Annotated in this window: 27 protein-coding genes and 1 tRNA gene; 9 read left to right on the forward strand and 19 right to left on the reverse strand. The window is 56.8% G+C overall.

Annotated features, from left to right (window positions below; genetic code table 11):
• Positions 1–29: 29 nt before the first annotated feature.
• The 9 genes from PJU76_RS09655 to PJU76_RS09695 form a co-directional block, all read right to left on the reverse strand.
• Complete coding sequence (locus PJU76_RS09655; protein WP_271779355.1) at positions 30–1,358, reverse strand: N-acetylmuramoyl-L-alanine amidase family protein; 1,329 nt, start codon at positions 1,356–1,358, stop codon at positions 30–32.
• Positions 1,359–1,413: 55 nt separating this feature from the next.
• Complete coding sequence (gene trxC / locus PJU76_RS09660; protein WP_271779356.1) at positions 1,414–1,848, reverse strand: thioredoxin TrxC; 435 nt, start codon at positions 1,846–1,848, stop codon at positions 1,414–1,416.
• A gap of 29 nt (positions 1,849–1,877) precedes the next feature.
• Positions 1,878–2,159 carry a glutaredoxin 3 gene (gene grxC / locus PJU76_RS09665; protein ID WP_271779357.1) on the reverse strand — a complete coding sequence of 94 codons (282 nt, stop codon included), beginning with the start codon at positions 2,157–2,159 and terminating at the stop codon, positions 1,878–1,880.
• A gap of 2 nt (positions 2,160–2,161) precedes the next feature.
• Positions 2,162–2,587 carry a rhodanese-like domain-containing protein gene (locus tag PJU76_RS09670; RefSeq protein WP_064219726.1) on the reverse strand — a complete coding sequence of 142 codons (426 nt, stop codon included), beginning with the start codon at positions 2,585–2,587 and terminating at the stop codon, positions 2,162–2,164.
• A gap of 3 nt (positions 2,588–2,590) precedes the next feature.
• Entirely contained in the window at positions 2,591–2,812 is a 222-nt protein-coding gene (locus PJU76_RS09675; protein ID WP_064219727.1) for a YgaP family membrane protein, read from the reverse strand.
• Positions 2,802–6,128: an efflux RND transporter permease subunit gene (locus PJU76_RS09680; RefSeq protein ID WP_271779358.1), complete on the reverse strand. Its 3,327-nt coding sequence runs from the start codon at positions 6,126–6,128 to the stop codon at positions 2,802–2,804. The genes PJU76_RS09675 and PJU76_RS09680 overlap by 11 nt, the downstream gene beginning before the upstream one ends.
• The gene (locus PJU76_RS09685) at positions 6,088–7,170 is read right to left on the reverse strand and encodes an efflux RND transporter periplasmic adaptor subunit (protein WP_271779359.1); all 1,083 of its coding nucleotides are present in this window, start codon (positions 7,168–7,170) and stop codon (positions 6,088–6,090) included. Before PJU76_RS09685 ends, PJU76_RS09680 begins: the two co-directional genes overlap by 41 nt.
• The gene (locus PJU76_RS09690; RefSeq protein WP_271779360.1) at positions 7,167–8,588 is read right to left on the reverse strand and encodes a TolC family protein; all 1,422 of its coding nucleotides are present in this window, start codon (positions 8,586–8,588) and stop codon (positions 7,167–7,169) included. Before PJU76_RS09690 ends, PJU76_RS09685 begins: the two co-directional genes overlap by 4 nt.
• A 259-nt stretch (positions 8,589–8,847) precedes the next feature.
• Positions 8,848–9,150: an ArsR/SmtB family transcription factor gene (locus PJU76_RS09695; protein ID WP_014029765.1), complete on the reverse strand. Its 303-nt coding sequence runs from the start codon at positions 9,148–9,150 to the stop codon at positions 8,848–8,850.
• Positions 9,151–9,266: 116 nt separating this feature from the next.
• Here PJU76_RS09695 and PJU76_RS09700 point away from each other — a divergent pair.
• Positions 9,267–9,340, forward strand: a tRNA-Gly gene (locus tag PJU76_RS09700).
• Positions 9,341–9,483: 143 nt separating this feature from the next.
• Here PJU76_RS09700 and ubiD read toward each other — a convergent pair.
• The 5 genes from ubiD to PJU76_RS09725 all read right to left on the reverse strand — a co-directional run bounded on the left by ubiD (position 9,484) and on the right by PJU76_RS09725 (position 13,928).
• A complete protein-coding gene (gene ubiD, locus PJU76_RS09705; protein WP_271779361.1) occupies positions 9,484–10,956 on the reverse strand; it encodes a 4-hydroxy-3-polyprenylbenzoate decarboxylase in 1,473 nt (490 codons plus the stop codon).
• A 24-nt stretch (positions 10,957–10,980) separates the two neighbouring features.
• Entirely contained in the window at positions 10,981–11,853 is an 873-nt protein-coding gene (locus tag PJU76_RS09710) for a phosphate/phosphite/phosphonate ABC transporter substrate-binding protein (RefSeq protein WP_271779362.1), read from the reverse strand.
• 12 nt (positions 11,854–11,865) lie between these two features.
• Complete coding sequence (locus PJU76_RS09715) at positions 11,866–12,258, reverse strand: SCP2 sterol-binding domain-containing protein (protein ID WP_064220083.1); 393 nt, start codon at positions 12,256–12,258, stop codon at positions 11,866–11,868.
• A gap of 108 nt (positions 12,259–12,366) precedes the next feature.
• Positions 12,367–13,113 (reverse strand): tRNA threonylcarbamoyladenosine dehydratase, encoded by a 747-nt coding sequence (locus PJU76_RS09720; RefSeq protein WP_271779363.1) that lies wholly within the window; start codon positions 13,111–13,113, stop codon positions 12,367–12,369.
• Positions 13,113–13,928: a TatD family hydrolase gene (locus PJU76_RS09725; RefSeq protein ID WP_271779364.1), complete on the reverse strand. Its 816-nt coding sequence runs from the start codon at positions 13,926–13,928 to the stop codon at positions 13,113–13,115. The genes PJU76_RS09720 and PJU76_RS09725 overlap by 1 nt, the downstream gene beginning before the upstream one ends.
• Before the next feature lie 128 nt (positions 13,929–14,056).
• On the opposite strand from PJU76_RS09725, the gene PJU76_RS09730 reads away from it, so the two are divergent.
• From PJU76_RS09730 to PJU76_RS09765, 8 genes are all read left to right on the forward strand, one after another.
• Positions 14,057–15,286, forward strand: coding sequence for an FAD-dependent monooxygenase (locus PJU76_RS09730; protein ID WP_271779365.1), 1,230 nt, complete (start codon positions 14,057–14,059; stop codon positions 15,284–15,286).
• Positions 15,276–16,463 (forward strand): FAD-dependent monooxygenase, encoded by a 1,188-nt coding sequence (locus PJU76_RS09735; protein ID WP_271779366.1) that lies wholly within the window; start codon positions 15,276–15,278, stop codon positions 16,461–16,463. The genes PJU76_RS09730 and PJU76_RS09735 overlap by 11 nt, the downstream gene beginning before the upstream one ends.
• A gap of 11 nt (positions 16,464–16,474) precedes the next feature.
• On the forward strand, positions 16,475–16,738 hold the full coding sequence (locus PJU76_RS09740; RefSeq protein ID WP_271779367.1) for an accessory factor UbiK family protein: 264 nt from the start codon (positions 16,475–16,477) through the stop codon (positions 16,736–16,738).
• 3 nt (positions 16,739–16,741) lie between these two features.
• The gene (locus PJU76_RS09745) at positions 16,742–17,680 is read left to right on the forward strand and encodes a YifB family Mg chelatase-like AAA ATPase (RefSeq protein ID WP_271779368.1); all 939 of its coding nucleotides are present in this window, start codon (positions 16,742–16,744) and stop codon (positions 17,678–17,680) included.
• Between the two features lie 310 nt (positions 17,681–17,990).
• Complete coding sequence (locus tag PJU76_RS09750) at positions 17,991–19,136, forward strand: tyrosine-type recombinase/integrase (RefSeq protein ID WP_271779369.1); 1,146 nt, start codon at positions 17,991–17,993, stop codon at positions 19,134–19,136.
• On the forward strand, positions 19,133–19,570 hold the full coding sequence (locus tag PJU76_RS09755) for a helix-turn-helix domain-containing protein (protein WP_271779370.1): 438 nt from the start codon (positions 19,133–19,135) through the stop codon (positions 19,568–19,570). Before PJU76_RS09750 ends, PJU76_RS09755 begins: the two co-directional genes overlap by 4 nt.
• Before the next feature lie 9 nt (positions 19,571–19,579).
• Positions 19,580–21,388, forward strand: a complete 1,809-nt coding sequence (locus PJU76_RS09760) for a hypothetical protein (RefSeq protein ID WP_271779371.1) — start codon at positions 19,580–19,582, stop codon at positions 21,386–21,388.
• Positions 21,375–21,674, forward strand: coding sequence for a GIY-YIG nuclease family protein (locus tag PJU76_RS09765; protein WP_271779372.1), 300 nt, complete (start codon positions 21,375–21,377; stop codon positions 21,672–21,674). Before PJU76_RS09760 ends, PJU76_RS09765 begins: the two co-directional genes overlap by 14 nt.
• On the opposite strand, the gene PJU76_RS09770 is transcribed toward PJU76_RS09765, so the two are convergent.
• The 5 genes from PJU76_RS09770 to PJU76_RS09790 form a co-directional block, all read right to left on the reverse strand.
• A complete protein-coding gene (locus PJU76_RS09770; protein ID WP_271779373.1) occupies positions 21,671–22,483 on the reverse strand; it encodes a hypothetical protein in 813 nt (270 codons plus the stop codon). The genes PJU76_RS09765 and PJU76_RS09770 overlap by 4 nt on opposite strands.
• The gene (locus PJU76_RS09775; protein WP_271779374.1) at positions 22,480–23,145 is read right to left on the reverse strand and encodes a hypothetical protein; all 666 of its coding nucleotides are present in this window, start codon (positions 23,143–23,145) and stop codon (positions 22,480–22,482) included. The genes PJU76_RS09770 and PJU76_RS09775 overlap by 4 nt, the downstream gene beginning before the upstream one ends.
• An 83-nt stretch (positions 23,146–23,228) precedes the next feature.
• A complete protein-coding gene (locus PJU76_RS09780; RefSeq protein WP_271779375.1) occupies positions 23,229–24,185 on the reverse strand; it encodes a lysozyme inhibitor LprI family protein in 957 nt (318 codons plus the stop codon).
• Between the two features lie 38 nt (positions 24,186–24,223).
• On the reverse strand, positions 24,224–24,649 hold the full coding sequence (locus PJU76_RS09785; RefSeq protein WP_271779376.1) for a hypothetical protein: 426 nt from the start codon (positions 24,647–24,649) through the stop codon (positions 24,224–24,226).
• 581 nt (positions 24,650–25,230) lie between these two features.
• Complete coding sequence (locus PJU76_RS09790) at positions 25,231–25,686, reverse strand: hypothetical protein (protein WP_271779377.1); 456 nt, start codon at positions 25,684–25,686, stop codon at positions 25,231–25,233.
• Between the last annotated feature and the right edge of the window lie 88 nt (positions 25,687–25,774).

Genomic DNA, 25,774 nt, shown 5'->3' on the forward strand with positions numbered 1-25,774 from the left:
ATAAGCGCCCAAACGCTCGCCATGGTGACTCAAGCCCCCGTAATGGGAACGCGGAGAGGTTCTCCGGGCTGCCCCTCTCCGCGTGGCAGATTATTGGCCAGACGCAAGGCCTCTACACTCAGTCCGTAATGGTGCGCCACATCCGCCAGATTTTCCTTTTTACTCAACACATGCCGGGTCACCGACCAGGCGCTATCCGCAGGTGGCGCCTTCACAAAATGGGCAACAATGGCATCATGCATGGTGCGCGCGAGTAGCCGACGGAAATCCGGATCGCGCAAGCGTTGTTCCTCTTCAGGATTAGAAATAAAAGCGGTCTCCACCAGCATGGAAGGCACATTCGGGGCACGCAGCACCACGAAATTGGCGTGTTGCACGGTGGCATTGTGCAAATCCTCCACTGCGGCCAATCCACGAATCATGACATCCGCTGCGGCTACCGCCGAATTCATCGCAGCCGTCTGGGTCATATTGATAAGCACTGCATTGAGCATGGGATCATGAACACCCGACTGGATGTCGCCAAGAAGAGGATCGACGGCGTTCTGCGTTTTGGCCAGCCAGCGTGCCGCCGCATTACTCGCTCCTGTTTCTGATAACGTCCATACCGTCGAGCCACGCACCGCACGTTCCGGAAAGGCATCGGCATGGATAGAGACGAAGAGATCGGCACGCTGCGCAAAGCCTAAATGCATGCGCGCCATGAGCGGCACATAGCGATCCGTATTACGGGTCATGACCAGACGCATTCCGGGGGTGCTGCGGATCAGTCGGGCCAGCGACAAACCGACATCCAACACCACATCTTTTTCGCGGGTCCCTTTGGCGCCGATGGCGCCCGAATCATGGCCACCATGACCGGGATCGAGACAGACCACAATGGGCCGGCCGGCCCTGCCCACGGGATGCGCACGAGGGGATTTCACCGCAGTTCCGGCGACAGGCATCAAGTCCAGCACCAGGCGGTATGACGCACCCCTACCAGGGCCCAAAGAGAAACTACGCCAGCGCACCGCTTCCCGTAAAGGCAAACGCAGCACCAACCCGGTGGCGCTTTTATTCATCTCCGCACCGCCTTGCAGGGGACCCAGCGTCGGCACCCCGGGACGGCCAAGCCCGTGTTCTATCCCCGGCAATTCAATATGCAGCACTTCACCCACGCTGCGAATCACCGGCGCAGCGGTCAAACGCTGATTCAGATCAAATACCAAACGCACGCCCTGTTGGTGGCTGCCTACCCGTAGCGCGCAGAGTCGCCCGGCGGCGGCCACATTCCAGCCATACAGCAAGACTCCACCCAGCGCCGCTTGTCGCAGGAACTGCCGCCGCGTGGAGCTCTCACTGAATTTCCTGACCACCGCCCCCCCCTACTATCTACTTAATTTAGGAATATTGGGGCACCCGACAATAATCTCAGATACCCTGCCCCGCCAGCCAGCGCTGAAGTTCTGCCGCACCCATAGCGCCACTAACCCGTGCCAGTTCTTTCCCTGCCTTAAAAAGCACCATGGTAGGAATGGAACGAATCTGAAAGCGGCCACCAATTTGCTGTTCATCTTCAGTATTCACCTTGGCAAAGAGCACGCGCCCACGCATCGCCCGACTGGCCTGTTCAAACTGCGGCGCCATCGTTCGGCAAGGCCCGCACCAGGGGGCCCAGAAATCGACCAGCACCGGTAATTCGTTTTTCTGAACATATTCGGAAAAACGACTACTGCTGAGATTAACGGGGTGATCTGGAAAAATCAGTGCGTGGCATTTGCCACACCTGGGGTTTTCCCCCAGACGTTCTTTGGGCACCCGATTGACGGCGCCGCAAGCAGGACAAAGCAATATAACGGATGTCATATGTTCCCCCGATTTTACATTGAACCGTACTATCTACGCTCCCAACCCTCTTCCTGCAGCAAGGAGTCCAGGACCCCGCGGCGATCCAGGGCGGCGATGTCATCATAACCACCCACATGCTGACCGTTGATAAATATCTGCGGGACGGTATGCCGACCGTGAGCGAGCTTTTGCATGGTCTGGCGTTGCGCAGGATCCCGGTCCACCCGAATAATCTCGGGGATGACGCCTTTACTGCGCAAAAGCGCTTCGGCCCTGTGACAATAAGGGCAAACGCCAGTCGCGTACATCCGCACCGCCGCCCCCTTCATAATCACTTCTCTACTGGCAATCCGGCACTCTGCCAGGCGCTGATTCCACCTTTCAGGCTATAAATTTTGTCAAAACCAGCCTTTTTCAGGCTGGCTGCGGCACGCGCCGAACGCATACCACTCGCACACTGGCAGATAACGTGATGGCCGCGGTGCTTCTCCAGGTCCTGCATATACTTGGGCAAATCACCCAGCGGAATGTGCCGGGCACCGGGCAGATGTCCCCGCGACCACTCATTCTGCTCGCGCACATCAATGATTACGGCATCTTCATGGTTGATTAACTGCACCGCAGCGACCGGATCCACTTCCTGAATACCCGCCACCTTCCGTGTCAACGGTCCCTTGAAAATCATGACGATCAGCGCCACAGCACCAATCAACAGCGGCCATTGGGACTCTATAAAGAAAAGAATTTTATGTTCCATGGCTTAGCGTCCGCAGCCTCCGGAACCCGGCACCCCAAGCTTCAGCAGGATGCGATCCAGCGGGCAAATAGAGGTGAAGCCACTTTGCAGCAGGTTGAAACCCACAAAAAGGGTAAATGCCAAGAACCACTCACTCACAAATATCGGGCTGACCGGAGCGCCCAACATCACACTTGCCAGCACAAAAAAGCCGGCAATCACGCGTACCCAACGTTCAGTATTCATCTGCAATCAAACTCCTTGGTGTCTGTTTTTCCAAGCGCCGTTCCCAGAGGAAATAGAGCAATGGAATCACGATCAATGTCAGCAGTGTGGAGGCGAAAGTGCCAAAAATCAAGGAAACAGCCAACCCGCCAAAAACCGGATCGGTTACCATGATGGCAGAGCCAAACATGATGGCCAATGCGGTCAGCAAAATGGGACGGAAACGCACCGCACCGGCCTGCAACACCGCCTCTTCCAGTGGGTAGCCTTGGCGCCGGTAATCAATAATGAAGTCAATCAGTAACAGGGAATTGCGCACCACGACGCCCGCCAGCGCAATAACCCCGATCATGGAAGTGGCGTTAAACGGCGTATTCAATAGCCAGTGCCCAGGAAAAACCCCGATCAACGTCATGGGGATAGCGCCCATGACAATCACCGGCATCACGAAAGACTGGTAATAGGCCACCAGCATCAGATAGATAAATACCAGAGCAATAATAAAAGCAGCGCCGAGATCGCGGAATACATCGAGGGTCAGGCGCATATCACCGCCCCAAAGAATCTGGTAATGGGTGACATCATCAGGCTGCGCTGGCGAAAAGCCTAGATTACCCGTGCTGAGAGGCACACCGTCGATGGTTTTGCCATCCAGCCAGTGATTCAGCGACAACACCGCATATACCGGGCTGGAGCCCATGAGATCTCCAGTCACATACACCACGGGATGTTGATCACGATCGTAAATCGGCTTGGCCAGCGTCGTCCGCTCGATCTGCACGATACTCGCCAGGGGCACCTGCTGTCCGCTCCGGCTCTGCACCTGCAAATCGAGGATCTGTTGGCGCCAGGCACGATCCGCTGGAGGCACGCGAAGCATGATATCCACCGGCTCGCGGGCATTTTTCACATGCAGGGCAGCCAGCCTGGTACCGGCCACATAGTCATGCACCAGAGCAGCCACCTGCGCCGGCGCGACATCGGCGAGCATCGCCTTCTGCTGATCCACATGCAGCAGATACTCAGGCACTGTAGCCGTCACCGAGTCATCCACATTGACCATGTCATAGTCTTTGCGGAAATCCTGTTCGACCGTACCCGCCACCTGACGCAGTTTGTTATAGTCCGGCCCGTAGATCTCGGCCACCACCTGAGCCCGTACCGGCGGCCCCGGCGGCACCTCGAACATCTTGATGACACTACCCGGGAAACGTTCCCGGACCGATCGCAGTGCCTTATAGACTTCCACGGAAACGGTGTGGGACATGGGCCGCTCATCCCGCGGCACCAGGTTGACCTGAATCTGCGCGTAATTGCTGCCTTGGCGCATCAGGTCACCACGCACCAGACCCGCGAAATCCACCGGCGCCGAACGCCCCAGATAGGTCTGGAAGTTTTCGATATAGCGATTCTGGCTGAGCACATTGCTCACCGCTTCGGTAACCCGCCCGGTTTCATCCAGGGCGGTCCCTGCAGGGGTGTCCACCTGAATCATGAAGTCGCTGACATTGCCTTCTGGAAGCATCTTCAGATTGACGCCAAGCGCACTGAGGGGTCCATTCATACCTTGGGGGCGGATGAACTGCCACATCGGCATCAGCATCGCCAGCAGGAGCAGCACCATAACCACGATGAAAAAGAGGTTGCGCCGCCCCGGGAATTTCAGCAGCGGCTTGAACACCCGGAGGTATCCCCGCTGCAGGGCATCCGGCCGCGCCGCATGCACGCCGCCCTCACTGTCCGCCTGCCTGCCCGCTTTGCCGCCCAGGAAACGGTAAGCCCCCCACGGCACCACCGTATAAGCGAGCAGCACCGATGCCACCATCGCAATAGGCACAAAAATTGGGATGGGCAACATGAAGGGTCCCATCATTCCCGTCACGAAAGCCATGGGCAAAAAGGCGAGGATGACCGCCAACGTCGCGATATTCGTCGGATTGCCAATCTCATTGCTGGCATTGATGATACAGCGGGCAAAACCATCCTTACCGCAGTCATGCAGGTGGCGATGGATGTTTTCAATGACGACAATACCCCCGTCCACCAGTAGCCCCAGCGAGAGAATCAGGGCAAAAAGTGTAATCCGATTGATCGTCTGCCCAAGCAGCCAGCCCGTGCCCAGCACGACGCCCAGAGTCAGCGGCACTGTCAGAATCACGATGCCCGCTTCCCGCCATCCGAGGAAAATCATCAGGATGATGGCGACCACTCCGACAGCGATACCTAGATGCTCGAAGAGGGTGCTGACGGCGTCATCGGAGCGCGCGCCATAATCACGGGTGATGGAAACATGCACCCCCTGCGGTAATGCCTCCCGTTCCAGGCGCCCCAGCTTTGCCTTGATCGCATCCCCCACGGTCACCGCATTGGCCCCCGGACGCTTGGCGAGGGTGATGGTGACTGCCGGCATGATGCTACCCGCGGGTACGCCGATCCGGTTGGCACGCCCGGCGGTATCACTGGTCACGGTATTGTTTTCTGCGGCGCCCGCTACGACTCGTGCCACCTCTTTCAGCAATATCGGTTGTCCGTCATGATCGCCGATAATGAGATCGCCAACCCCCCGTGCCGAGCCCAGCGCCCCATTGATGCGCAGCGGAATTTCTTGGTTGTTATGCACCAGATTGCCGCCGGGGAGAATGACATTACTCCCCTTCAGCGCCTGCTCAATATTTTTCAGACTCAGGCCGACACTGGAGAGCTTCGCCGGATTTAGCCAGACATTGATAGCCAGAGGACTCCCGCCGATCACCTCGGCGTTCGCCACGTCCGGCACACTCTGCAACTGGTCCATGAAGCGCACGCCAACCTGACGCAACTCCAAAGGCGTCAACCGACTGGAGCTCAGGGTCACCGACATCATCGGGACGTCATTGACGCCTATGGATTTCACCAACGGCTGCGCCGTACCGGGAGGCATTTTGTCCATATTCCGGCTAAGTTGGTTGTAGACTTCGAGCAGGCTCTTCTCTTCGTTGGCACCGACCTGAAACTCGACGGTGACCACGCCCATATCGTTGACGGCATAGCCAAAAGTGTGATGGACGCCAGGCAGGGATGCCATCAGGGCTTCCAACGGACGTATCACCAGATGGTGAATCTCCTCGCTGTCAGAGCCGGGGCGCATGATGAAAATTTCGGCGGCGGGTACCACGATCTCAGGATTATACAGGCGCGGCGTGAAGAGCATGGCCAAAGCCCCGAACAGGGCGATGGCCACCATGATCAACACAGTGATCTTGGACTGGTAAAAAGACTGGGCAAGCCGCCCCGCCAAGTTGTGCCGCTGCCCTGGTTCAACCATGAGTGATTCCGACTGACTCAATATGGTCGCCATTATTCACCGCGGCGAGGTTACCCACGACTACCGTCTCACCCGTACTCAGACCGGAAAGAATTTCCATGCCCTCCGGCGTACGTTGCCCCGGCCGCACCATGCGATAGCGCGCGATGCCTCGCGCATCCACGACGAAAACACCGGGAATACCGGCCCGATCCAGCAAGGCGGCCACTGGCACCACCATCGCTTGGCGCCGGGTGACCGGCACTTCCACGCGCACGTAATCACCGGCCTGCAGTGTACTGTCTGCGGGCAAGCCGAGCTTGACCATGTGCGTATGGGTCACCGCGTCTGCGGCTCCGACCAGATCCAGAACGGTTGCGGAAATGCTTTTCCCGTCGGCGGTGACAGCGATTTTCTGGCCGATGTGGAGACTGCGGTACAAGGTCCCGCCAACACTACACTGGACTTCCAATCGGGAGGTATCCGCCAAGGCCAGAATGGGCTGGCCAGGCGATGCAAGATCCCCATTCTGCATGAACTTGCGCGTGATAATCCCGGAGAAAGGCGCCGTTACCCGGGCATAACGCAGTTGCGACTGCGCCGTGCTGATACCCCCCCGCGCCGCAGCGACACGGGCCTGAGCCATGGCATAGGTGGATTTCACCTGATCCCACTGCTTCTCGGGAATGGCCTGCTGCGCATATAAGGCCTTGAATCGATAATAATTGGAGCGGGCGTCCGTAAGCGCGGATTCGGCTTCGGCCAAACCGGCCTGGGCCTGCTGCACCTGTCCCAGCACATTCGTTGGATCAACCTCAAAGAGCAGTTGTCCCGCCTTTACGGCCTGTCCATCACGCACGCTCATGGCACGGATATAACCACTCAGACGGGAACTGAGTTGCACCTGCTGATGGGCAGTGACCGTACCCGGAACGTGGGCAAAGGCGGCCATGCTCCGGCTCCCCATCTGCACGACCGGCGCCGCGACTTTACGCTGCACTTGTGGCGCATCAGGAGGCGATTTGCTGCAGGCCGCAAGGCTTGTCGCAGAGCATGCCAGGGCAGCGATGAACGCGGTTCGCTTCCATGTGTTCATTGGGGGGCTCCTTCTGCGGCGGGCATATTACTCACACTGACGATTTCTTGGGGATTCAACTTGCCGATGGCCAGCAACAGGGCGCCGCGTTCTACCGCCTCCGCATAATGGGCAGAGACGAGCTCGGCACGCGCCTGATCCAGCTCTGCCTGTCCGCGCAGCAAGCCGGTCACGGTCTCTATACCATTTTCGTAACGCAGACGCACCAGACGTTGCGCCTCCTCCATCTGTCTAACTGCGAGTGCACGCATTTTGACGCGCAGCGCGGCTTCCCGGGCGCTCCGCCATACCTGCGCCACCTGCAAACGCAACTTATCCTGCGCTTCCTGCAACGCGGCCACGGCCTGCTCGCGCTCTGCGCGAGCGCGATCCATCCCGCCCCCACGCGCGAAGTCCAGCGCATTCCAGGTCACTTCTCCACCGATGGTATAAGACGGTGCCGCGTTGCCCGGAGTGCTGCCATTCCATTCCTGATTGGCCATGGCGTTGATGTGGGGCAGATAAGCGGCACGGGCGACGCGAATGCCATCCTGGGCCGCCCTGACCTTGTGACGGAGGGCGACGATACCAGCGTTCCGGGTCAGTGCGTCGCCCTGTAGACTGGCGAGAGGCGCCGCAGGCAGTGTGGGCTGGACGGGCTCGCCCACGGTCAGGGCCTGTCCTACCGGCCAGCCCACGAGCATGGCGAGGTTGTCCAGAGCATTGGCCTGGGCGTTGTGGGCACTTTCGACGGCCATTCCGGCTTTCTCCAAATACACTTCCGCAGACAGCAGATCGCTTTTTACCAGCACCCCATGCGTCAGCAGGGAGCGACTGGTCTTAACGTAAGAGGCGGCTGCCCGCCGGGCTTTATCCGCCACCGCCATGCCGGCATTGGCGGCGATAACACGGTCATAGGCCTGCAAAACAGCAAAAATCAGCTTCTGGCGGGCCATGACGTCGCCACTCTGGGCCGCCTCCAACATGGCCCGCGCCTGATCCAAACGTCCCCAGGTTGCCCCACCAGTCCAAATCGGAATCTCCAGCTGCACCCTGGTGCCAAAATTGTGGTAACTCCCCGGTTGGTTCAGCCCCGTCGGTGCCACACCCAGCGCATCAGGGTTAAATTGGTTCGCACCAAAATCACTGAAGGTCGCTTGCCGTTGCGACAGCTTCATACCAAAAACGGTCAGGGCGTTGTTCGACTGGCTGGCGGAGAAAGAGGCCACGAGCCTGGGGAGCAGGTGACCACGCGCCGCAGAGACGGCGCCTTTGGCTTCTGCCTGCCGGGCATGCGCCAGGAGCATCTGCGGATTTTGTTTGAGGGCGAGATCAAGGCACTGATTAAAATCCAGAGCGGCGACTGGTAGCGAGACACTGACGCCCATCAGCAGAGCGACCAAAACGGGGTATATTTTTTTGTGAGAACGCAGGGACATGTCTTCCCTCGCCGCAGCGGGCGACACAAAATTGAGGAACTGGACGACCTTGCAAAGCGCTCATGCCATCCAGCGATGAATGAACTCATTGTAGCTGAGACAGTGATTTCATATACGGCTACATGAAACAGCCCCTGCCAAGCCACAGCAAGACCGGCCAAAGAATAAGATTATTATTATATACAATAGATGGGCATTCAAGCCTTATTTTACCGGGAATACCCCCTGAATCGCATCGTCTGAAGCCGACCTTCAGTGCTTACCGGATGTGGCAAAAGACATCACTCATCATGGCGATCAAACGCAGGGTACGGGGATCACCCACGCGGTAATAGACCTTATTGGCGTCCTTACGGGCGCGGAGGATATCTTTTTCACGCAAAATAGCGAGGTGCTGAGAAATGTTGCTCTGGGTGGTACCAACAGCGGCTACGATATCCTGCACACTCATTTCTTCTGAACCCAATACACATAAAACCTTGAGACGCAGCGGGTGCGCCATAGCTTTCAGGGAGCGTGAGGCCTGTTCAATATCCTCTTCCCGAGTTGGTAACTGATCCATAATCAATGCCTCTTGGTCTATTAAGTATCTTATTGACTTTGTTTATAATTACCGGAAATCGCAGTGTCTGCGGTCACCTTGCCTTTTTAGGTACATCCGCATAGAATTCACCATATGCGGGTGTAGTTCAATGGTAGAACCTGAGCTTCCCAAGCTCATGGCGTGGGTTCGATTCCCATCACCCGCTCCACTTAAAAACAAGGGCTTAAGACAACACCTAGGCCCTTTTTCTCTGTCCAGAGTACCGCCGAAGTACCGACCTGTTCATCATCAGTGATTAAGAATAACCCCATATGCATATTTTAGGAACCCCGCACCCCCACAGTGCGTGTTTTAGAATAGCGGCCGCTCCAGCGTTGCCAATAGGTCATCTACCCGTTTGCGTAGCCCGTCAGGCATATGAATGGGACGACCCCATTCTCTGGCCGTCTCTCCAGGCAACTTGTTGGTGGCGTCCATACCCAGCTTACCGCCCAGCCCAGCAACCGGCGAAGCGAAGTCGAGATAATCTATGGGCGTATTTTCAATGAGGGTGATGTCACGCACCGGATCCATCCGGGTGGTCATCGCCCAGATTACGTCCTCCCAACGGCGCACATTGATGTCTTCATCCACCACAATGATGAACTTGGTGTACATAAACTGCCGCAAAAAGCCCCAGACGCCGAACATGATTCTTTTGGCGTGACCGGGATAACCTTTACGGATACTGACGACGGCCAGGCGGTAAGAGCAACCCTCCGGTGGCAAATAAAAATCGACAATTTCCGGAAACTGCTTTTGTAGCAAGGGTACGAAAACTTCGTTGAGCGCGGCGCCGAGTATGGCGGGCTCATCGGGCGGTCGACCGGTGTAAGTGCTGTGGTAGGTGGGGTTTTCACGGTGACTAATGGTCTCTACGGTGAACACCGGAAAGCGCTCGGTCTCGTTGTAGTAGCCCGTGTGATCTCCGAAAGGCCCCTCCACCGCCATGTCATCGGGATAAATATGCCCTTCCAGCACAATCTCCGCACGCGCAGGCACCTGCAGCGGGACACTCAGCGCATTGGCGAGTTCCGTACGTCCGCCGCGCAGCAGGCCGGCGAACTGATGCTCAGAAATAGTGTCGGGGATGGGGATAACCGCAGCCAGGATGGTTGCCGGATCGGCCCCATAGGCCACGGCAACGGGGAATGGCTCGCCGGGGTGTACTTTCTGAAATTCGCGCAGGTCTTGAGCGCCCCCCCGGTGCGCCAGCCAGCGCATGATCACCCGGTTACGGCCGATGACCTGTTGCCGATAGATACCCATGTTGGCCCGCCGCTTGTGTGGCCCCTTGGTGATGGTCAGGCCCCAGGTCATGAGCGGGGCCGCATCTTCTGGCCAGCAGGTCTGCACCGGAAGGGCAGCGAGGTCGACCGCGCCCCCGCGCTGGACGATTTCCTGACAAGGCGGGCGGCTCAGAGTGGTCGGCGCCATGTGGAGGATTTTACGCAGGGTGGGTAATTTTTCCCAGAGGTCGCGCAAGCCGCGGGGCGGGTCAGGCTCCTTGAGATAGGCCAGTAATTGACCGATCTGCCGGAGGTCAGCAAGCGATTCGCCCCCCATTCCCAGCGCCACCCGCTCCGTCGTACCAAAGAGGTTGCCCAGCACGGGCATATCATAGCCCGCAGGCTGGGTGAACAAAATGGCAGGGCCTGCGGCGCGCAGGGTACGGTCACAAATCTCCGTCATCTCCAGCGCGGGCGAGACAGGCATGCTCAATCGGCGCAATAAATCGCGTTTTTCAAGATCGGCCATGAAGGCCCGCAGGTCACGGTAGCTCATGCGGGCATTGTAAGCACAGACACGCTACTTTGTCCCGCTGTCCGGGTCCTCGCGAGCGGCCACAAAGGCACTGTCATCGATAGCCAGAGAAGATGTCGCACGCAGATCGATGGCCTCGTGGCCGCTGATGTATTCATCGGCAAGCATGGTCAGGCAAGACAACTCGTCACCGGTCACCGGCGCAAAGCCGGAAAAACCGATATCCCGCAACAGCACCTGCCCACCCGCTTCCTGATCCATCTGGAAGAGCACCTGAGCAAGCCGCTCCTGCTGCGACAACAAGCGTGGTCCAACACAGAAGGCATGGAAAGCGAAAGCATCATTGGAACGATCAATAATGCGTAGTCGATCACGAATCAGGCCACTCGCAGAGGCATACACTTCGTCAAACAAAAAACCTACATCGGCCCGCCCCTGCAAGATAGCTTTCAGTACGCCCTGATAGCTGCCGGTGAATACAAATTCGAGACGGACCCGGTCAATATCCGCTTTATCCAGCAGAAACAACCCTACCATATGAATCAGCGTGGCGGGATGGGCTGAAGCGACGCGGATGCGCGCCGGCAAATCAGCAATCTCTTGTATCTGGGTGGTCACCGAAGTGCATAAATACACCTCATCAAAATGGTTACGAGGCTTGGCAATAGGCACAAAATCCAATTTCTGAGCATATTGTACCCAGTCGAACGGGTTTGCATAAACCAGGTCATATTGATTGGCGAGAACCGCTGCACGACAGGCATCAAAACCATCATAAGATTGAAAACGCATCGCCTGCCCGAGGTGGCGCTGCAGATAGGTATTCATCAAAAACCACCCCGGAAGATTTTTTCCGGAATAATTAGGATCCACCGTAAAATGCAGGATAGATTCCCCCGCTGTGTTGGATGTAGGCATATTTCATAGCCCTCAAATATTAAAATCCACCGGTATCTCACCGAGAATATTGAGGTGAATATTAAATGGCGTCATGTATTTCATCGCCGTCATCATGGATCCCTTGAATTTGAGTCTCCGGGTCATCAACGCCGACTTCCCGCTGATCTCTCCGGACAGGATTTTCTTCCAGTGGTCCAGGTTCGTCCACATGATGAAATCGCGGTGGCGCCCATCGGAAGGTCCAGCGTAGATAATCTTCCCCGCCTTGCAGAACAGCATAACATGAGGGATATCTGGGCGATCTTCAATGTAATACTCCCAGGTGGCATTGAAGTTTTTCAGATCCTTCTGGATTTCCTGATGCGTATCCCACTGCTTACCCACCAGACGAATCCACTCCGTACTCATAAATTTTTCTGCCATAATTAGCGCCCTCGCCCTCAACAACTTGCTTATCAGACCCCACAAAAGCACGGTATTTTAATATATTGTTATATGTCAATTTTGTGGTATCCCCCACTTTACCTCTAATTAGGCGCTATTGCGATTTTCGCCAGTCGCTAACAAATGCTGGAGAATAATACCGGACAATAACACTCCAAAGAGCGCGGGCATAAAGGAAATGGTGCCATTAACCGTTTTGGCCCTTCCACCCGGCGCGGACACTTCTTCCGGAGGGGAGGCCCGGCGCGGTGATTCATCAGAAAAGACGGTTTGCACGTCCAGGGACGCGCCATTCTTGCGCAGCAGGGCGCGCAACTCACGGGCCAACGGACATTTTTCCGTTTGATTGAGCCTCGCGACGCGAACCCGGCGGGGGTCAACACGGTTGCCCGCCCCCATGCTGGAAAAGACGGGCAAATTCAGGGCCTGCGACGTCTGGATAAGAACCGCTTTGCAGGCGATGGCATCAATGCAATCCGCAACCACTTCAGCGCCGCTGCCCATCAGCAGGCCTTCGGCATTATCAGCATTAATAAACTCCTGGCGGGTTTCAAGCACGCAATCGGGATGAATATCGCGAATCCGTGCGGCCATCACCGCCACCTTGGGCTGATCCAACGTGGAATGCAGGGCGACGAGTTGACGATTGATATTGGAAATGCTGACCACATCGTGGTCGACGAGGGTGATGTGCCCCACCCCGGCACGGGCAAGGTTTTCCGCGACATAGCCTCCGACCCCACCAACGCCGGCAATGAGCACATGGCGATCACACAGGGTCGCGACAGCAGGTGCGCCAAGGAGAATCTCGGTGCGGGCAAAAGGATGAGGCATTATGGCGTGTCCTGAAAATGAAATAAGGTAAGGGCGTTTTGGGCAGTGACCTGCGCGATCTCCTGAGCCGAAGTATGCCGCAACTGTGCCAGACTGGCGATAATTTCGCTGAGATACGCCGGTTCATTGCGGGTGCGGGGATGCGCATGGGGTGTTTGCCACGGGGCATCCGTCTCTACCAGCAGAGATTCCGCGGGGAGTATGGCCGCCGTCGCCCGCAGACGCTGGGCGCGCGGGTGGGTGAGCGCGCCGCCCAGCCCCAACAAAAATCCCATATCTATCAATCGCTGTGCTTGTACGAGACTACCGGAGAAACTGTGCAGCACACCGCGCAAACCAGGAAAGCGGCGCAAGGTCAGAATCACCTCTTCCAGGCTCCGTCGGGCATGGAGAATTACCGGCAGTCCCAATTGCCGCGCCATGGCGAGTTGAGTCGTGAAAGCGGACCGCTGGCGGGCAGCGTCAGGAGTCCCATCGCCAGCATCGAGCCCGATTTCTCCCAGCGCGACTGCTTGCGTCAGGAGGGTAGTCAAGGTCGCTTCCCATCGGTCATCCCGATCATCCAGATAGAGGGGGTGCACACCATAGGCCGGATACAGTCCAGGGTGATGACGGCAGGTTTCTTTGAGCCGGTTCCAATACTTCGGGGTATAAGCGGGGACGATGATTTTACAGACACCAGTCATCTCTGCACGGCGTAGAACCGCATCACGATCATCGTCGAAGACGTCATCATCCAGGTGACAATGGCTGTCTATCAGATCACGCACCGGCAGATCTGCGACATTTTCGGCGCCAGAAGCAATAAAAGACATCTGCTGATTTTACGGTGACAAAAATCCGGGGTAAACATGCACTTCGTGCCGGACTGACAGATTCAGCACTTGCTGCAAAGGGCATCTTGGTCTTAAATGACCGGAATGGAGACCGCGCTGGAGAAATTATGCGTACGATGACGGCAGATCTGGCCATTTTGGGTAATGGCCCAGTGGCACGCAGTCTGGTTCTCGCACTGGCGGGCAGTCCGCTGCGCGTGTTGCTGCTGGATACATATCCCCTGACGCAGGCACGACCGCGGCTGACAGAGCGCACTGTCGCGCTGGCCTTGGGTAGCCGTCGCCTGCTCAGCCGCTTGGGGGTGGCCATGCCGCTGGCCGATGCCGCCGCTATCCAGACCGTGCAGATTACCCAGCAAGGCATCCGTGGGCAGGTGCGCCTGGAACACAGCCTGCTGAATGCACCAGAGCAAAGACTGGGTGAAGTCGCTGGTCTGGAGACCCTGAATGATGCCCTGGCCGTGCCGCTGGCGCGTTGTCACACCCTTCAGCAGGAATCACCGGGACCATTGCAGGGCCTGCAATGGTTTCCGGATCGGGTGCAACTGGACTGGCCTGATTTGCGGGTCGAGACAGCGCTGACGGTGATTGCCGATGGCGGCCATGGCGGACTGGCACGGCTGGCAAGCCTACGACGCATGGGCTGGGATCATAACCGCCATGCCATCATCGCCACAGTGAGCCCGCGGCAACCCCTGTCCGGCATTGCCTTCGAGCATTTTCTGGAGAGCGGTCCGCTGGCCTTCCTACCCATCGGCAACAACCAGTTCTCCATTGTCTGGAGCCTGCGCCCCGGCGATGCCAGCCGCGTACTGGACTTTTCTGACGCAGAATTTATAGAGGCCCTGAACCGTCAGAGACCGCCGCAATTGCCACCACTCGTCGTGACTGGCCCGCGTAGTGTCTATCCCCTGTTTTTCCAGCGGCTCTGGGGCGAGCCTGATCAGCGTTTGGCCTTGGTGGGCAATGCCGCACAGACCCTGCATCCTTTGGCCGGACAAGGTTATAACCTGGGATTGCGGGATGCGCTGACTCTGGGTGCCCTGCTGCGGGAAGCGGCGCAGCGCGGTGACGATCCGGGGGGCAAATCGCTACTCAGCGACTATGTCCGCATCCGTCGCCGCGATCGCTTGGAAACCATCGCCTTTACCGAAACGATGAACCGTCTGTTCAGTAGCCCGCGCCTGCCGCTACGCCTGGCACGGGCCGCGGCTCTGGCGCTACTGGATCAGATACCGTTGGGGAAGCGGGAACTCGCGGCGCGGCTGGCTGGCATTCATCTCCCGGCGCAAAGCGCCGTCCCGGATTTGGCTATGGGCGGAAGCTATGTCGGATAGTGCCAACTACGATCTCATCATTTCCGGCGCCGGCATGGTCGGTGCCAGCCTCGCCCTGGCCGCCCAACAGGCGGGGTTGCGCGTTGCTGTGTTTGAAAAACGCAGCAACGCGGCATGCGCGGCGGCGGACCCCCTTGATCGCGCCAGTTTAATCGCCACCGGGTCCGGACGTTTTCTGGCCAGCCTGGGCATTGATCCCGCGCTGCTGGGCAGTGCCGTGGAACGCATGCGGGTCTGGGATGGGGAAGGTTCGGGCAGCATTCATCTGGACGCCGAAGAAAGTGGAGAAGACCGGCTCGGGCACATTGTCGAGAATCGTCGTCTGGAACAAGCCCTGCACGCCGCACTGGAAGGCGCCGGGTTACACATTCATTACGGACGGGAAGTCACCAGCGCCTTTGCCGATAGCAGAACCATGTACGTCGCCGATGCCGCGGGGACGGAGTTCCACGGCACCCTGCTGGCCATTGCAGAGGGCCGCCAGTCGCCGTTGCGCAAAGCGCTCATTCAAGCACCGGTTTTCCGGGAAGATTATGGGCAGGATGCCATTACCGCCACGGTCTGGATCGAAAAATCCCATCGCCACATCGCCTATCAGCGCTTCCTCTCCACCGGTCCGCTCGCGGTGCTGCCCTTCAGCGATGATGCCGACGGCAAAGCCCGTGCCTCCATCGTCTGGAGTGCAAAACATGCCCGTGCGCGGCACCTGATGGCCCTGGATGACACCCGTTTTCTCCACGAACTGTACCAGGCCTTTGGGCCGGAACTGGGACATTTCCAACACATCGGACGACGCAGCAGTTATCCGCTCGCGGCCCTGCACAGCAGCCGTTACGTCGGGGAGCGCAGCGTGTTGCTGGGAGATACCGCCCACGGCGTTCATCCGCTCGCAGGTCTGGGGGTCAATCTGGGATTTCGTGATGCTGAACAACTGATAAAGGTCATCACCGCAGCCCGCCAACATCATGAGGACTGGGGCGAAGCCGCCGTGCTGCGTCGCTATCAAAGTGCGCGGCGGCCTGATAATCTCGTCACCGTACTGACTTGCGGCGCCCTCAGTCATCTTTTCTCCAACCGCAGCCGCGGTCTCGCCCGGCTGCGCGACTTGGGGATGCTGGGGACGGGGGTGATCGCTCCGGTCAAACGTTTTCTCATCCGTCAGGCCATGGGCCTTTAAGGAGACTGTAGATGCAACACCGTATTGCTGACGATATCGCCGCCGCCATTGGCGACACCATCGCCCGTTTAGGGACGGTCAAGGAAGACGTAGACAAGCAGGCGCGCGCCATGCTCTCCAATGCGCTGGATCGCCTGGATCTCGTCACTCGCGATGAATTTGATGTGCAGCAGGAACTGCTCTCCCGCCTCGCCGCGCGGGTCGCCGTGCTGGAAGATCGCGTCGACGCCCTGGCACCCAAGGCTACTGTAGACGAAGACGCCAGCAAGGACTGAGCGTTGCCGCTGGCGATAGTCCATAGCCGTGCCCTTACCGGAGTGCAGGCGGCGGGCGTCACCGTGGAATGCGATCTGGGTCCCGGACTGCCTACCTTTGCCGTCGTCGGCCTCGCCGAAACGGCGGTCAAGGAAGCCCGGGACCGGGTGCGCTCGGCTATTCAGAACAGTGGCTTTGAGTTCCCGGCGCGGCGCATGGTCGTCAATCTGGCCCCCGCCGACCTGCCCAAAGAAGGTGGCCGCTTCGATCTGCCCATGGCTATCGGTATTCTCGCCGCCAGCGGGCAACTTCCTGCGACCGCACTGAAAAAACTGGAGATGATTGGCGAACTCGCGCTGGACGGCAGCCTGCGTCCGGTGACGGGCACGCTCTCCAGCACACTGGCAGCGGGACAAGCCCATCGTGCCATTCTGGTGCCGCAAGGCAATGCCCAGGAAGCCGCTTTCGCCCAAAACACCCCAGTCTTTGCCTGCGCGAATCTGGCAGAAGCCGTCGCCCACCTGCGCGGCACGGATCGCCTGCCCGAGGTCATCTCCGATGCGGAGGCCCAGGAATCCGCCATTCCCTACCCCGATCTGCGTGACGTACGCGGTCAGGAATCGACCAAGCGGGCGCTGATTGTCGCAGCGGTAGGCGGCCATCACCTGCTCCTGTCCGGCCCGCCGGGCACCGGCAAAAGTATGCTGGCGGCGCGACTGCCCGGCCTACTGCCCCCTCTGCGCCGCAGCGAGGCACTGGAAGTAGCCGCCATCCACAGCCTGCAAGGGGACGGCTTCGATATTCGCCATTGGGGTAGACGTCCGTTCCGTAGCCCCCACCATAGTGCCTCTTCAGCGGCATTGGTGGGCGGGGGTTCGCACCCGCGTCCCGGCGAAATCAGCTTGGCGCACCACGGTATTCTTTTCCTGGACGAAATACGGACCTTACAATATTGCCAATAATTTTTACAATATCTGGTGATATATTTTCAACACCCTGTTTATAAAAATAAAATAGCGTTCAACATTTTGCGTTTGTTGCATTAAACGCAGGTTTCCCGCATTCGTCATTCCCATATTGGAAATTCTCACCAATCCGAGTATCCCAAATAGGTTCAATGAGTTGGAAGATCCTCATGTTTGCAGGTTGATTTGATGGCTTTATGCGGTTTTTTTTCATCTAACGTGGTTTTTAGTCTCTTTACGAAACATATCTTCATAGTGTACAGTGCCGATATGGGTATTTCCACTTTCTGGAGACTGCAAACACATCGTGGCCACTCGCAAGCTGAGATCCATCCCCGAGTCGCACCGGAGCGCGCCTGTAGTGCCGCCAGTCTTTCGCCTGCCCGACAAGGACGAGGCGCTGTTTCGGGAAATGCTGGAAGCCTATGTCATCCGCCGACGAGGTGCGCTACGGCATCAGCTCAAGAGCGTTAATCAAGATACCCGCACCATCCTGGAGTTCCTTCAGTTCAGTGGCAAGGCGCCGTGGTACTGGACCGAAGAAGGCTTTGAAAAGTGGAGTTATGAGATCGGTGTGGTACGCAATTTGGGAGTTGCCACACAGCGACACTACCAGGGTGCAATCCGGGGTTTTCTCGCCTACCTTATAGAAAACGTCAAATTTCGGAACATTGTCCGCCAGGAATATGGTGTCGATCTGGTACAGATATGCCACGCGGAAAATTGTGTACCCCATATTTCGGAACGGGAATTAACCCATGAAAGGTCTGCTCTTACCCACGCGGAGATCATGCAGTTATTTGATGCTTACGATGCTGCCATTACGGAAGCCTTCAATTTTAAAAGTAAAGATCGCCGCCCGCTGCAACGCGACAAGGCCATGTTTTATCTGACCTATGCGGCAGGGCTGCGGGCTTCCGAAATCATCGGACTAAACATCACTTCCTTCCAGCCCAATCCGAATATCCCCGAATTAGGGGAATACGGGTTTATTTCTGCCTGGGGTAAGGGCAGCCGGGGCAGTGGCCCGAAGCATCGGATGGTACCGGTCACCCATTTACCCGTTTCTGCCTTGCTGGCGTGGTACATTCAGGAGATACGCCCGCTGTTTATGGACGTGTCAGATGCCAATGACCAGGCGCTTTTTTTCTCGGAGCGTGGCCGCCGCATCGCCTTATCGACCTATGAGGCGCGCTTTCAGCATGGAATCGCCCTGGCTGGACTGGAGGACCGGGGGTTTACGCCGCATTGCCTCCGGCACTCTTCGGTCACGCATGAGGATCTGCGCTTCAGTGGGGAAATGGTACGCCGCAAGCACGGACACACCTATCAGGCGACAACCCAGGGATATATGCACCATCCCGACGAATTCGTAAACGAGGAAATCACCCGAGCGATTGGCTCACAACTGGACGCTTTACTGGGCAAGGATAAGGATAAGGATAAGGAATGAGTAGATTGGCGACACTCAATACACTGGAATGGCGCGTGCGCGTGATGATGGCCGAACGCCACATCAAAACCATTACCGAACTGCGTAAGCAATTGGAGGAGGTGGGGGTCGAGATTTCGACGACACAACTCAGCCGGATAGTGGATGCCCTTCCGACACGCCTCAGCTCGGAAGTCCTGGCGGGACTGACGACGGTTTTGCGTTGTGATATCGGTGATCTGATACGGGTAGCCCGGCGCCGTCCACCGCCCACGGAACAGGACGCTGATGACCGTCACCCTTCTGACACCGTTTCCAACGCGCGCTCCACCGACGACGCGACACCGGATTCATCGCCCAAACGAGGGGTACGCCGGACGCGGGAACCGATAAGCACGAATGTCACAGGACCAAAAGTCACGGCACTTCCCATCCCTGAGCGGCCCAAACGTTGAGCACCAACCATGACTCCCGGCAAAGCGCATAAAATCTGCGGCTGTTGTGGTCGGTCGATGGCCAAGGCCGTCGCCGTAACGGACGGCGTGGCCTATTGCGCGACCTGCTATGCCCGCGAGTTCAAAAAAGTGCCTTGCGCCAAGTGCGGAAAAACCATGCGTTCGCTGGGCGGTAAAACACCGGCGACCTGTCGTTCCTGCAAGGCCCAGGATCGGCACTGTGTCCGTTGTGGTAAACCCGTGCCCCGCGCCGGCCTAACAGTAGAGGAAGGGGTGGTGTGCCCCTCGTGTGTACGTTATTACAAAGAACCCCAGCCTTGCGCGGTCTGTGGACAGAAAAGCCTGCGGCTCTCTCGGGATTTTCAGGAGGGGTTCACGGAGCCCGTCTGCAACCATTGTCGGTGCAAAAGTTATATTACCTGTCCTTCCTGTGGCAAACATCGGCGCCCGGTCGGGCCGGATGGACAGGGGCGCATTGTCTGCAAGCAATGCCTGGAACGCGCAGGCCCCTTCATCTGCCCGCAATGCGGTCACGAAGGTCGTGCCCACAGCAAAACCCGCTGCGAGGCGTGCTATTGGAAAGATGCTGTCGAAAAGCGCATGCGTAGCGCCGTAGCACTCTTGTCCCGCCCTTGGGCCAAAGAAGCCTTCTCAGGGTTTACGCTGGAATTGCGGGAACGCGTCGGTGCCCAGCCAGCGGCTATGCGCCTGGAAAAGTATTTCCTGTACTTCGCGAAGCTCGATACACTGTTCACCACCCCCGGCGACATCACCGCCGAAAAGCTCATTATGGCCTTGGGTCGGGAAGGATTGCGCCGTTATGCGGTGCCACAGAGTTATCTGATACGCCATGGCATCGTACCCGCCTTTAGCGATGAAATCCTGCAGGCGGCCAGCGCCGAAGCCGCGCAGATCGCATTGCTGACGGCATCCGAAGGTCGGTGGTATGCGGGTTTGCTACGGCGTTTTCACGCCCACCTTGCAGAAATCAATGCCCGCTACCGGACCCGGGGGTGGCAAGGCAAGCAACAGCGTTTCGTGCCGCGCACTGTGACCACTGCGCTACGGGCGGCGAAAATATTTCTGGATTTTCTGGAGGTCGGCCCGGCGGCTGGGGTACAGCATATTCAGCAGATGCAACTGGACCGTTTTTTGGTGGAGCACCCCGGTTATCGGGATAATATCCGCGCCTTCGTGCGCTTTCTGAACCGCAAGGAAAAACTCTTCCGCAAGCTCAAGATCGAGTCCGTGCAACGCAATCTGCCCAAGGGCCTTATTCTGGATCGGGATCGCTATACCGGTCTGCTCCGCGCCTGGCTCAACCCCGCAGACGATGTACTCAAGGCCTCCCTGATCAGCACGCTCATGCTGCTGTATGCACAACCCGCCAAACGTCTCGTCCGGTTGCGCTTAACCGATCTGGCGCAGGGTGCCACGGACGGGATGTATCGGGTGATTTTCGGTCGCACGGAGATTACCCTGGACCCGCGCGTGGGCCATCTCCTGGCCCGCTATTTGGAGCGGCGTCGCGCGCTGGCGACCATGGAAGAGACCGATGACACCGACTGGCTCTTTCCGGGGCGTCGGCATGGTGGCCACCTGCACGAAGCCATTGTCAGCTATTACCTCAAAAAACAGGGCGTGACAGCGAATAGTCTTTTTACCACCGCCATTTACTACGCCTATCTCGGCGGGTTACGGCACCCCAAGGTGCTGGTCAAGGCCTTTGGAATCAGCGATTACACCGCCGTAAAGTATCTGGAAATGATTGATCCTCGTCTGACCGCCGAAGTGGAGGCCAGAGTTGCCAGTCGATAGGACGTGGTGGCTGTATCTGATCGAGTGCCGGGGTGGCGGTATCTATACCGGTATCGCACTGGATGTCGAAAAACGTTACCAGCAGCATGCGACTGGCAAAGGGGCCAGATATACGCGCATGAATCCACCGGAACGATTGCTCGTCCGTCGAGCTTATCCTGATCATCGGAGTGCGGCACAGGCCGAGTGGATCGTCAAAAGGCTTTCCTGCCTGGAGAAATGGCGCTGGGCAGCGGCCTATGCGCTAGGCATTGACCCGTCATCAGCCGTATCCGGCCCCGATTAAGCGGCCACCTTCCGCAGGCGATCCGTCGCGTCTCCAGCAGTCACATTCACCAATTGTGCCATCTCCTCCAACTCCTCTGCATAGATTTTATTGACCTTGGGGATGGTCTGGGTGAATACGATACATCGTTCTTTTGCCAGAAACCCGGACTCTACGGCCCGCTGGAAACTGAGCAGGGCATCATTGACCTTTTGCTGGATGTCTTTTTTCGCTCCATGAAACGCGATGGTTTTGAATCCTATACGCGGTTCTTCCGTGATGGCATACGGAAAGGTAGTGATAAACGGCTTGGCGCCTGGCAAATCAAAGGACACCTCAACCTCTCGGGAGAAGCCCTTGCGATACACCAGTTCTGACGTGAGTAAGGCATCCTCAATCCATTCAGAGAAGGGTTTCTCTGGCGGCTTGGTCATCGTGCCGATCAGGCGATCTTCAAGGTTATCCAGCATGACCTCCACATCGTGGGATCCTGACCATTCCTCGGTGCGCGGTGCGGTTGCCACAATTTGCCGTTCCTGAGCAGCAAGGCTGGCAAACAACGTATCAACGAGAGGGTTATCGGAGTTCCAAGCGCCGTCCCAGGTGGCGAGGTCTTGTAACCACTGCAACCACTCCCCGAACACCCAGTGCTCCTGAATCTGGCGAGGCGCGATCGCCCGATAATAATTCAGATCAATGAAACCATTCCGCTTCATTCCGATGGCGCGCACATGGGTCTGGCCGCCAGCCCTCGCCAGCAGCGCGAAGTTGCGGCCCTCCTGGCGCTCTGGATGCTCTCGATACTGCAAGAGGCGGTATTCCACGATCATGGGCGACTCCTGATGAAACTGGCATGCCCTTGCACGATGACGGGGAGTGCTGCTTTCCGCTTAATCATTGCGTCAGCGAGGAATTGTTGCAACTCTTCGGACACGGCCCGGAAGGGCTTACCCATTCGGCAGCACTCCCGGATATAGTCATCAGGCAATGCCACGATGCGGCTGATCCAGCCTTCCAGGAAAACGGCCTGGACACGCCCATAAAAGGGATGGCGACGCACGATGAGGTCCCCCTCGGCCAATTTACGGATGCTATTCGTCGGATTGCTTTCGACCCCAAGCAGGGCATGACTGTGATCGAAAGCGGCGAAGAGCCGCACATGAGGAGTGACCAGGGCCGCCTTCAGATTGCGGGCACGATCCCCGTTGCCGATAAAGAGGTCGAAGGCCACCAGGGCGGCCACCATATTCGGGTACATCTGAGCGATACGATCAATTTGCGGATCAAGAACATCTGGCAGATTAATCCCCGGAGAATGCAACAGGAGGCTTGCGTAGGCCTGGCCATCACCAGTGGTCGTCAAGACGCCTTCGGCCACAGGGGCGTGCAGGGTTTGCGCGAGGCGATGGGCGACGTATTCGTTGTAGACACAATGGGGGGACTCGGTGCTGTCGAATTTTAATGCGGCATCCAGCGTGCATAGGGATGGCACTGTGACACCATTCTTTCGGGTTCCCGTAATGCGCCGAATTTTGTAAGTCTCAACCATATGCTTAAATCACATTTATCACATGTCTATGCGGGATCACTGAGCCGTTTCCACTTGCCAACCTCTTCCAGACGTCGGTCTATTGTTGCATGTGCTACTCCCGCGTAGATTACCGGCCATATAGTTCCACCCATTGATCGTTCCCCGGCAACAAACAATGCCCACGCGTCACAGTATGATTGCCACTTTTCCTGCGACTCATCAAAGGCCAAAAGCTCCCCCTGGTTGAGGCGCGACCTTACGTTCTCGCAAGCTTTATACAGCAGCCTTTTAGCTTCCATTAGAGATTCACCAGCAGCAATGTTCATCGCGGTTTGCGTCAAAGGCGCACCGGGGTGTATTGTTTCAGAAATTAATTCGTTAGCCGCTCTCAGGAAGGTTACACAATTTCTAAAACAGCGTTCAACCTCTTCATGATCAATCTCATAAGCAGATGCAATCTCATGACAGATAATGTGGCGTAATTCAAAAGTTCTGGATACATCATTAAATACTTCATCTGGATTTGACAAAATCGGGGCCAATGGCTTCCCCCTGATTTCGCTTGCCCAACGATTCGTAGTTGTCCCAATGGCAGTTAGAAAGCCAACTCCCAAAAGCGCAGTAATCGCCCTCTCAATATGATCTAGACGGCTTATTTTTATGCCATGAGCAATAAATTCACCTATAGTAATCACTTTTCCATGCACGGCTTTCAATATCGATAAATCCAGCTTCAGTCCTGACGGAAGGCTTTGGGCTCTATCGAGAAAAGGCTCTCCAGAATCTACCATATCTTTAATTGCCATCCGGAAATACACTTCAATACAGGCAATAATTGCGACAGGAAAGTATTTTGTTAATTCTTTTTGAGATTGGTCATGACGTTGGAACGCACGTTCAATATCAAACAATCTTGTTGAAAGTTCAGACCTCGTTGTACTGTAACGCCCACGCTGCCGAATTTCCTCGATCTCCTGAACAATTTCTCTTGATCGGATCATGGTTCAGAGATTTTTTCGGAACAAAACAGACGAATACATTACAACCTCCCAATTTTGCTAATCGCCACATCCAGCCGATCTGCGCCCTCTATAGGGTTATTCTCGAACACCATCATGTATCGGTATTGGTCGCCAGCCTTGGCCTCCCACTTCTTGCCGAGTAGCAGTTTCTTCTCGGAGTCGGAGTTGTCCCGGTTGTCGCCTTTGGTCTCCACCACAATGATCTTGCCCCGCTCGGTCCTCAGAATGAAATCCGGGTAGTGATTCAGGAATCCGTTGATACGGAACCCGCTGCCTTTGGACAGGTTCCGGTGCCACCACACCACAGAATCGACTCCGGCCAGCTCGCCAATCACGCGAGCCTCGAAGTTCCCGATATTCCCTTCTCGCCGATAGAGACTCTTGGGAATGTCTGGGGCGTTTGCCGACGGGGCGATGGTCTCCGGCAAGCGGAAATTGTCCATAATACTGATTTGCCCAACGTCCAGTGCGTCGATAAATGCCTGCTGGACATGCTCTGTCCGCCAGGTCGGCTATCTTCTTCTTGATCCTGGTCGCATAGGCATAGTCCAAGCCCCATACAGTCCTGCAATTGCTCGGTCAGCATATCGCTGACGATTCGGTAAATATAGGCTTTGACCTCGCTGTCGGCAACAGATATATGTTCCCGACTAGCGCCATCATACGGTCGGTGACATTTTTAATCTGGCTTCCACGTGTTCCGGTGAGCATCAGCCGGTTCAGTTCTTGCCAGTCCTTGACGTTCACTTTGAACAGCTTGGGGGCGTAGTCGCCCTCTCCGACCTTTTCCAGATCCACCTTGTTGCTTGGACGTCTACTTTGGCGAAGTCCACGCTGGAATCGGCATGCGCAAGCCGAAAGCCAGCCGGAAGTTCATCGCGCTCCAATAACTGATAATTCCCGTCATCGTCGAACCATCCCCCGGTTTTCTCACCTCTTGCCGTCTCGCTCAAACCCAGTAACCACTGGGGTGGCTTCGAAGCCCTGCCATGGCCTCGCCTCTGCATTCTCCAGATCGGGACCGTTATCCCAGAAGGGTAGGAATTTTCGAACCGCCCACCAGCCGCAACCCATCCCGCATATTGAGCCCCATAAGTGTTAAATTGGTCGCTCCCGCCAACAACTCAAGGGCTTGTACGATTATGAACTTCATATCAAATGAACCGGCGGACGCCCATTGGTCAAGGAATATTGCGGCAGGCACAAGAATGAGCAAACCGTTGGCAGCTATGAAGCGCATGCGTTTCATTTTTACCTCTACCAAGCGCCCATTTCTGCCCTTGGAGAGAAAAAAACCAGAGCTACCAGTTGCAACTAGGGTAGGAATAAGTACGAATAAACCAGGTATAACAATGAGGCTTTTCACTACCGCAATCGCATGATGTGAGCCGAACAGCTCAACAAGTATTGTTGACGTGAAGAAGGTCGCAATCGTCAATGTTGCGATGATAGCGGCAACAAAATGGAATTTTTTAAGCATATGATAATCTCCGGTAGTACTCGTCAGTGATATAAGCGTTACCCGTGTCCCCACATTAAAATGCTAGCTGTATATATCGGCACCGTAC

Origin of the sequence: Acidithiobacillus ferriphilus, assembly GCF_028215975.1 — a bacterium.
GTDB classification, from domain to species: Bacteria; Pseudomonadota; Gammaproteobacteria; order Acidithiobacillales; family Acidithiobacillaceae; genus Acidithiobacillus; species Acidithiobacillus ferriphilus.

Excerpts from the sequence above, each read along its gene's own strand:
- trxC (WP_271779356.1), bottom strand. The coding sequence starts at position 1,848 with ATGACATCCGTTATATTGCTTTGTCCTGCTTGCGGCGCCGTCAATCGG.
- grxC (WP_271779357.1), bottom strand. The coding sequence starts at position 2,159 with ATGAAGGGGGCGGCGGTGCGGATGTACGCGACTGGCGTTTGCCCTTAT.
- PJU76_RS09670 (WP_064219726.1), bottom strand. The coding sequence starts at position 2,587 with ATGGAACATAAAATTCTTTTCTTTATAGAGTCCCAATGGCCGCTGTTG.
- PJU76_RS09675 (WP_064219727.1), bottom strand. The coding sequence starts at position 2,812 with ATGAATACTGAACGTTGGGTACGCGTGATTGCCGGCTTTTTTGTGCTG.
- PJU76_RS09680 (WP_271779358.1), bottom strand. The coding sequence starts at position 6,128 with ATGGCGACCATATTGAGTCAGTCGGAATCACTCATGGTTGAACCAGGG.
- PJU76_RS09685 (WP_271779359.1), bottom strand. The coding sequence starts at position 7,170 with ATGAACACATGGAAGCGAACCGCGTTCATCGCTGCCCTGGCATGCTCT.
- PJU76_RS09690 (WP_271779360.1), bottom strand. The coding sequence starts at position 8,588 with ATGTCCCTGCGTTCTCACAAAAAAATATACCCCGTTTTGGTCGCTCTG.
- PJU76_RS09695 (WP_014029765.1), bottom strand. The coding sequence starts at position 9,150 with ATGGATCAGTTACCAACTCGGGAAGAGGATATTGAACAGGCCTCACGC.
- ubiD (WP_271779361.1), bottom strand. The coding sequence starts at position 10,956 with ATGAGCTACCGTGACCTGCGGGCCTTCATGGCCGATCTTGAAAAACGC.
- PJU76_RS09710 (WP_271779362.1), bottom strand. The coding sequence starts at position 11,853 with ATGCCTACATCCAACACAGCGGGGGAATCTATCCTGCATTTTACGGTG.
- PJU76_RS09715 (WP_064220083.1), bottom strand. The coding sequence starts at position 12,258 with ATGGCAGAAAAATTTATGAGTACGGAGTGGATTCGTCTGGTGGGTAAG.
- PJU76_RS09720 (WP_271779363.1), bottom strand. The coding sequence starts at position 13,113 with ATGCCTCATCCTTTTGCCCGCACCGAGATTCTCCTTGGCGCACCTGCT.
- PJU76_RS09725 (WP_271779364.1), bottom strand. The coding sequence starts at position 13,928 with ATGTCTTTTATTGCTTCTGGCGCCGAAAATGTCGCAGATCTGCCGGTG.
- PJU76_RS09730 (WP_271779365.1), top strand. The coding sequence starts at position 14,057 with ATGCGTACGATGACGGCAGATCTGGCCATTTTGGGTAATGGCCCAGTG.
- PJU76_RS09735 (WP_271779366.1), top strand. The coding sequence starts at position 15,276 with ATGTCGGATAGTGCCAACTACGATCTCATCATTTCCGGCGCCGGCATG.
- PJU76_RS09740 (WP_271779367.1), top strand. The coding sequence starts at position 16,475 with ATGCAACACCGTATTGCTGACGATATCGCCGCCGCCATTGGCGACACC.
- PJU76_RS09755 (WP_271779370.1), top strand. The coding sequence starts at position 19,133 with ATGAGTAGATTGGCGACACTCAATACACTGGAATGGCGCGTGCGCGTG.
- PJU76_RS09760 (WP_271779371.1), top strand. The coding sequence starts at position 19,580 with ATGACTCCCGGCAAAGCGCATAAAATCTGCGGCTGTTGTGGTCGGTCG.
- PJU76_RS09770 (WP_271779373.1), bottom strand. The coding sequence starts at position 22,483 with ATGATCGTGGAATACCGCCTCTTGCAGTATCGAGAGCATCCAGAGCGC.
- PJU76_RS09780 (WP_271779375.1), bottom strand. The coding sequence starts at position 24,185 with ATGATCCGATCAAGAGAAATTGTTCAGGAGATCGAGGAAATTCGGCAG.
- PJU76_RS09785 (WP_271779376.1), bottom strand. The coding sequence starts at position 24,649 with ATGGACAATTTCCGCTTGCCGGAGACCATCGCCCCGTCGGCAAACGCC.
- PJU76_RS09790 (WP_271779377.1), bottom strand. The coding sequence starts at position 25,686 with ATGCTTAAAAAATTCCATTTTGTTGCCGCTATCATCGCAACATTGACG.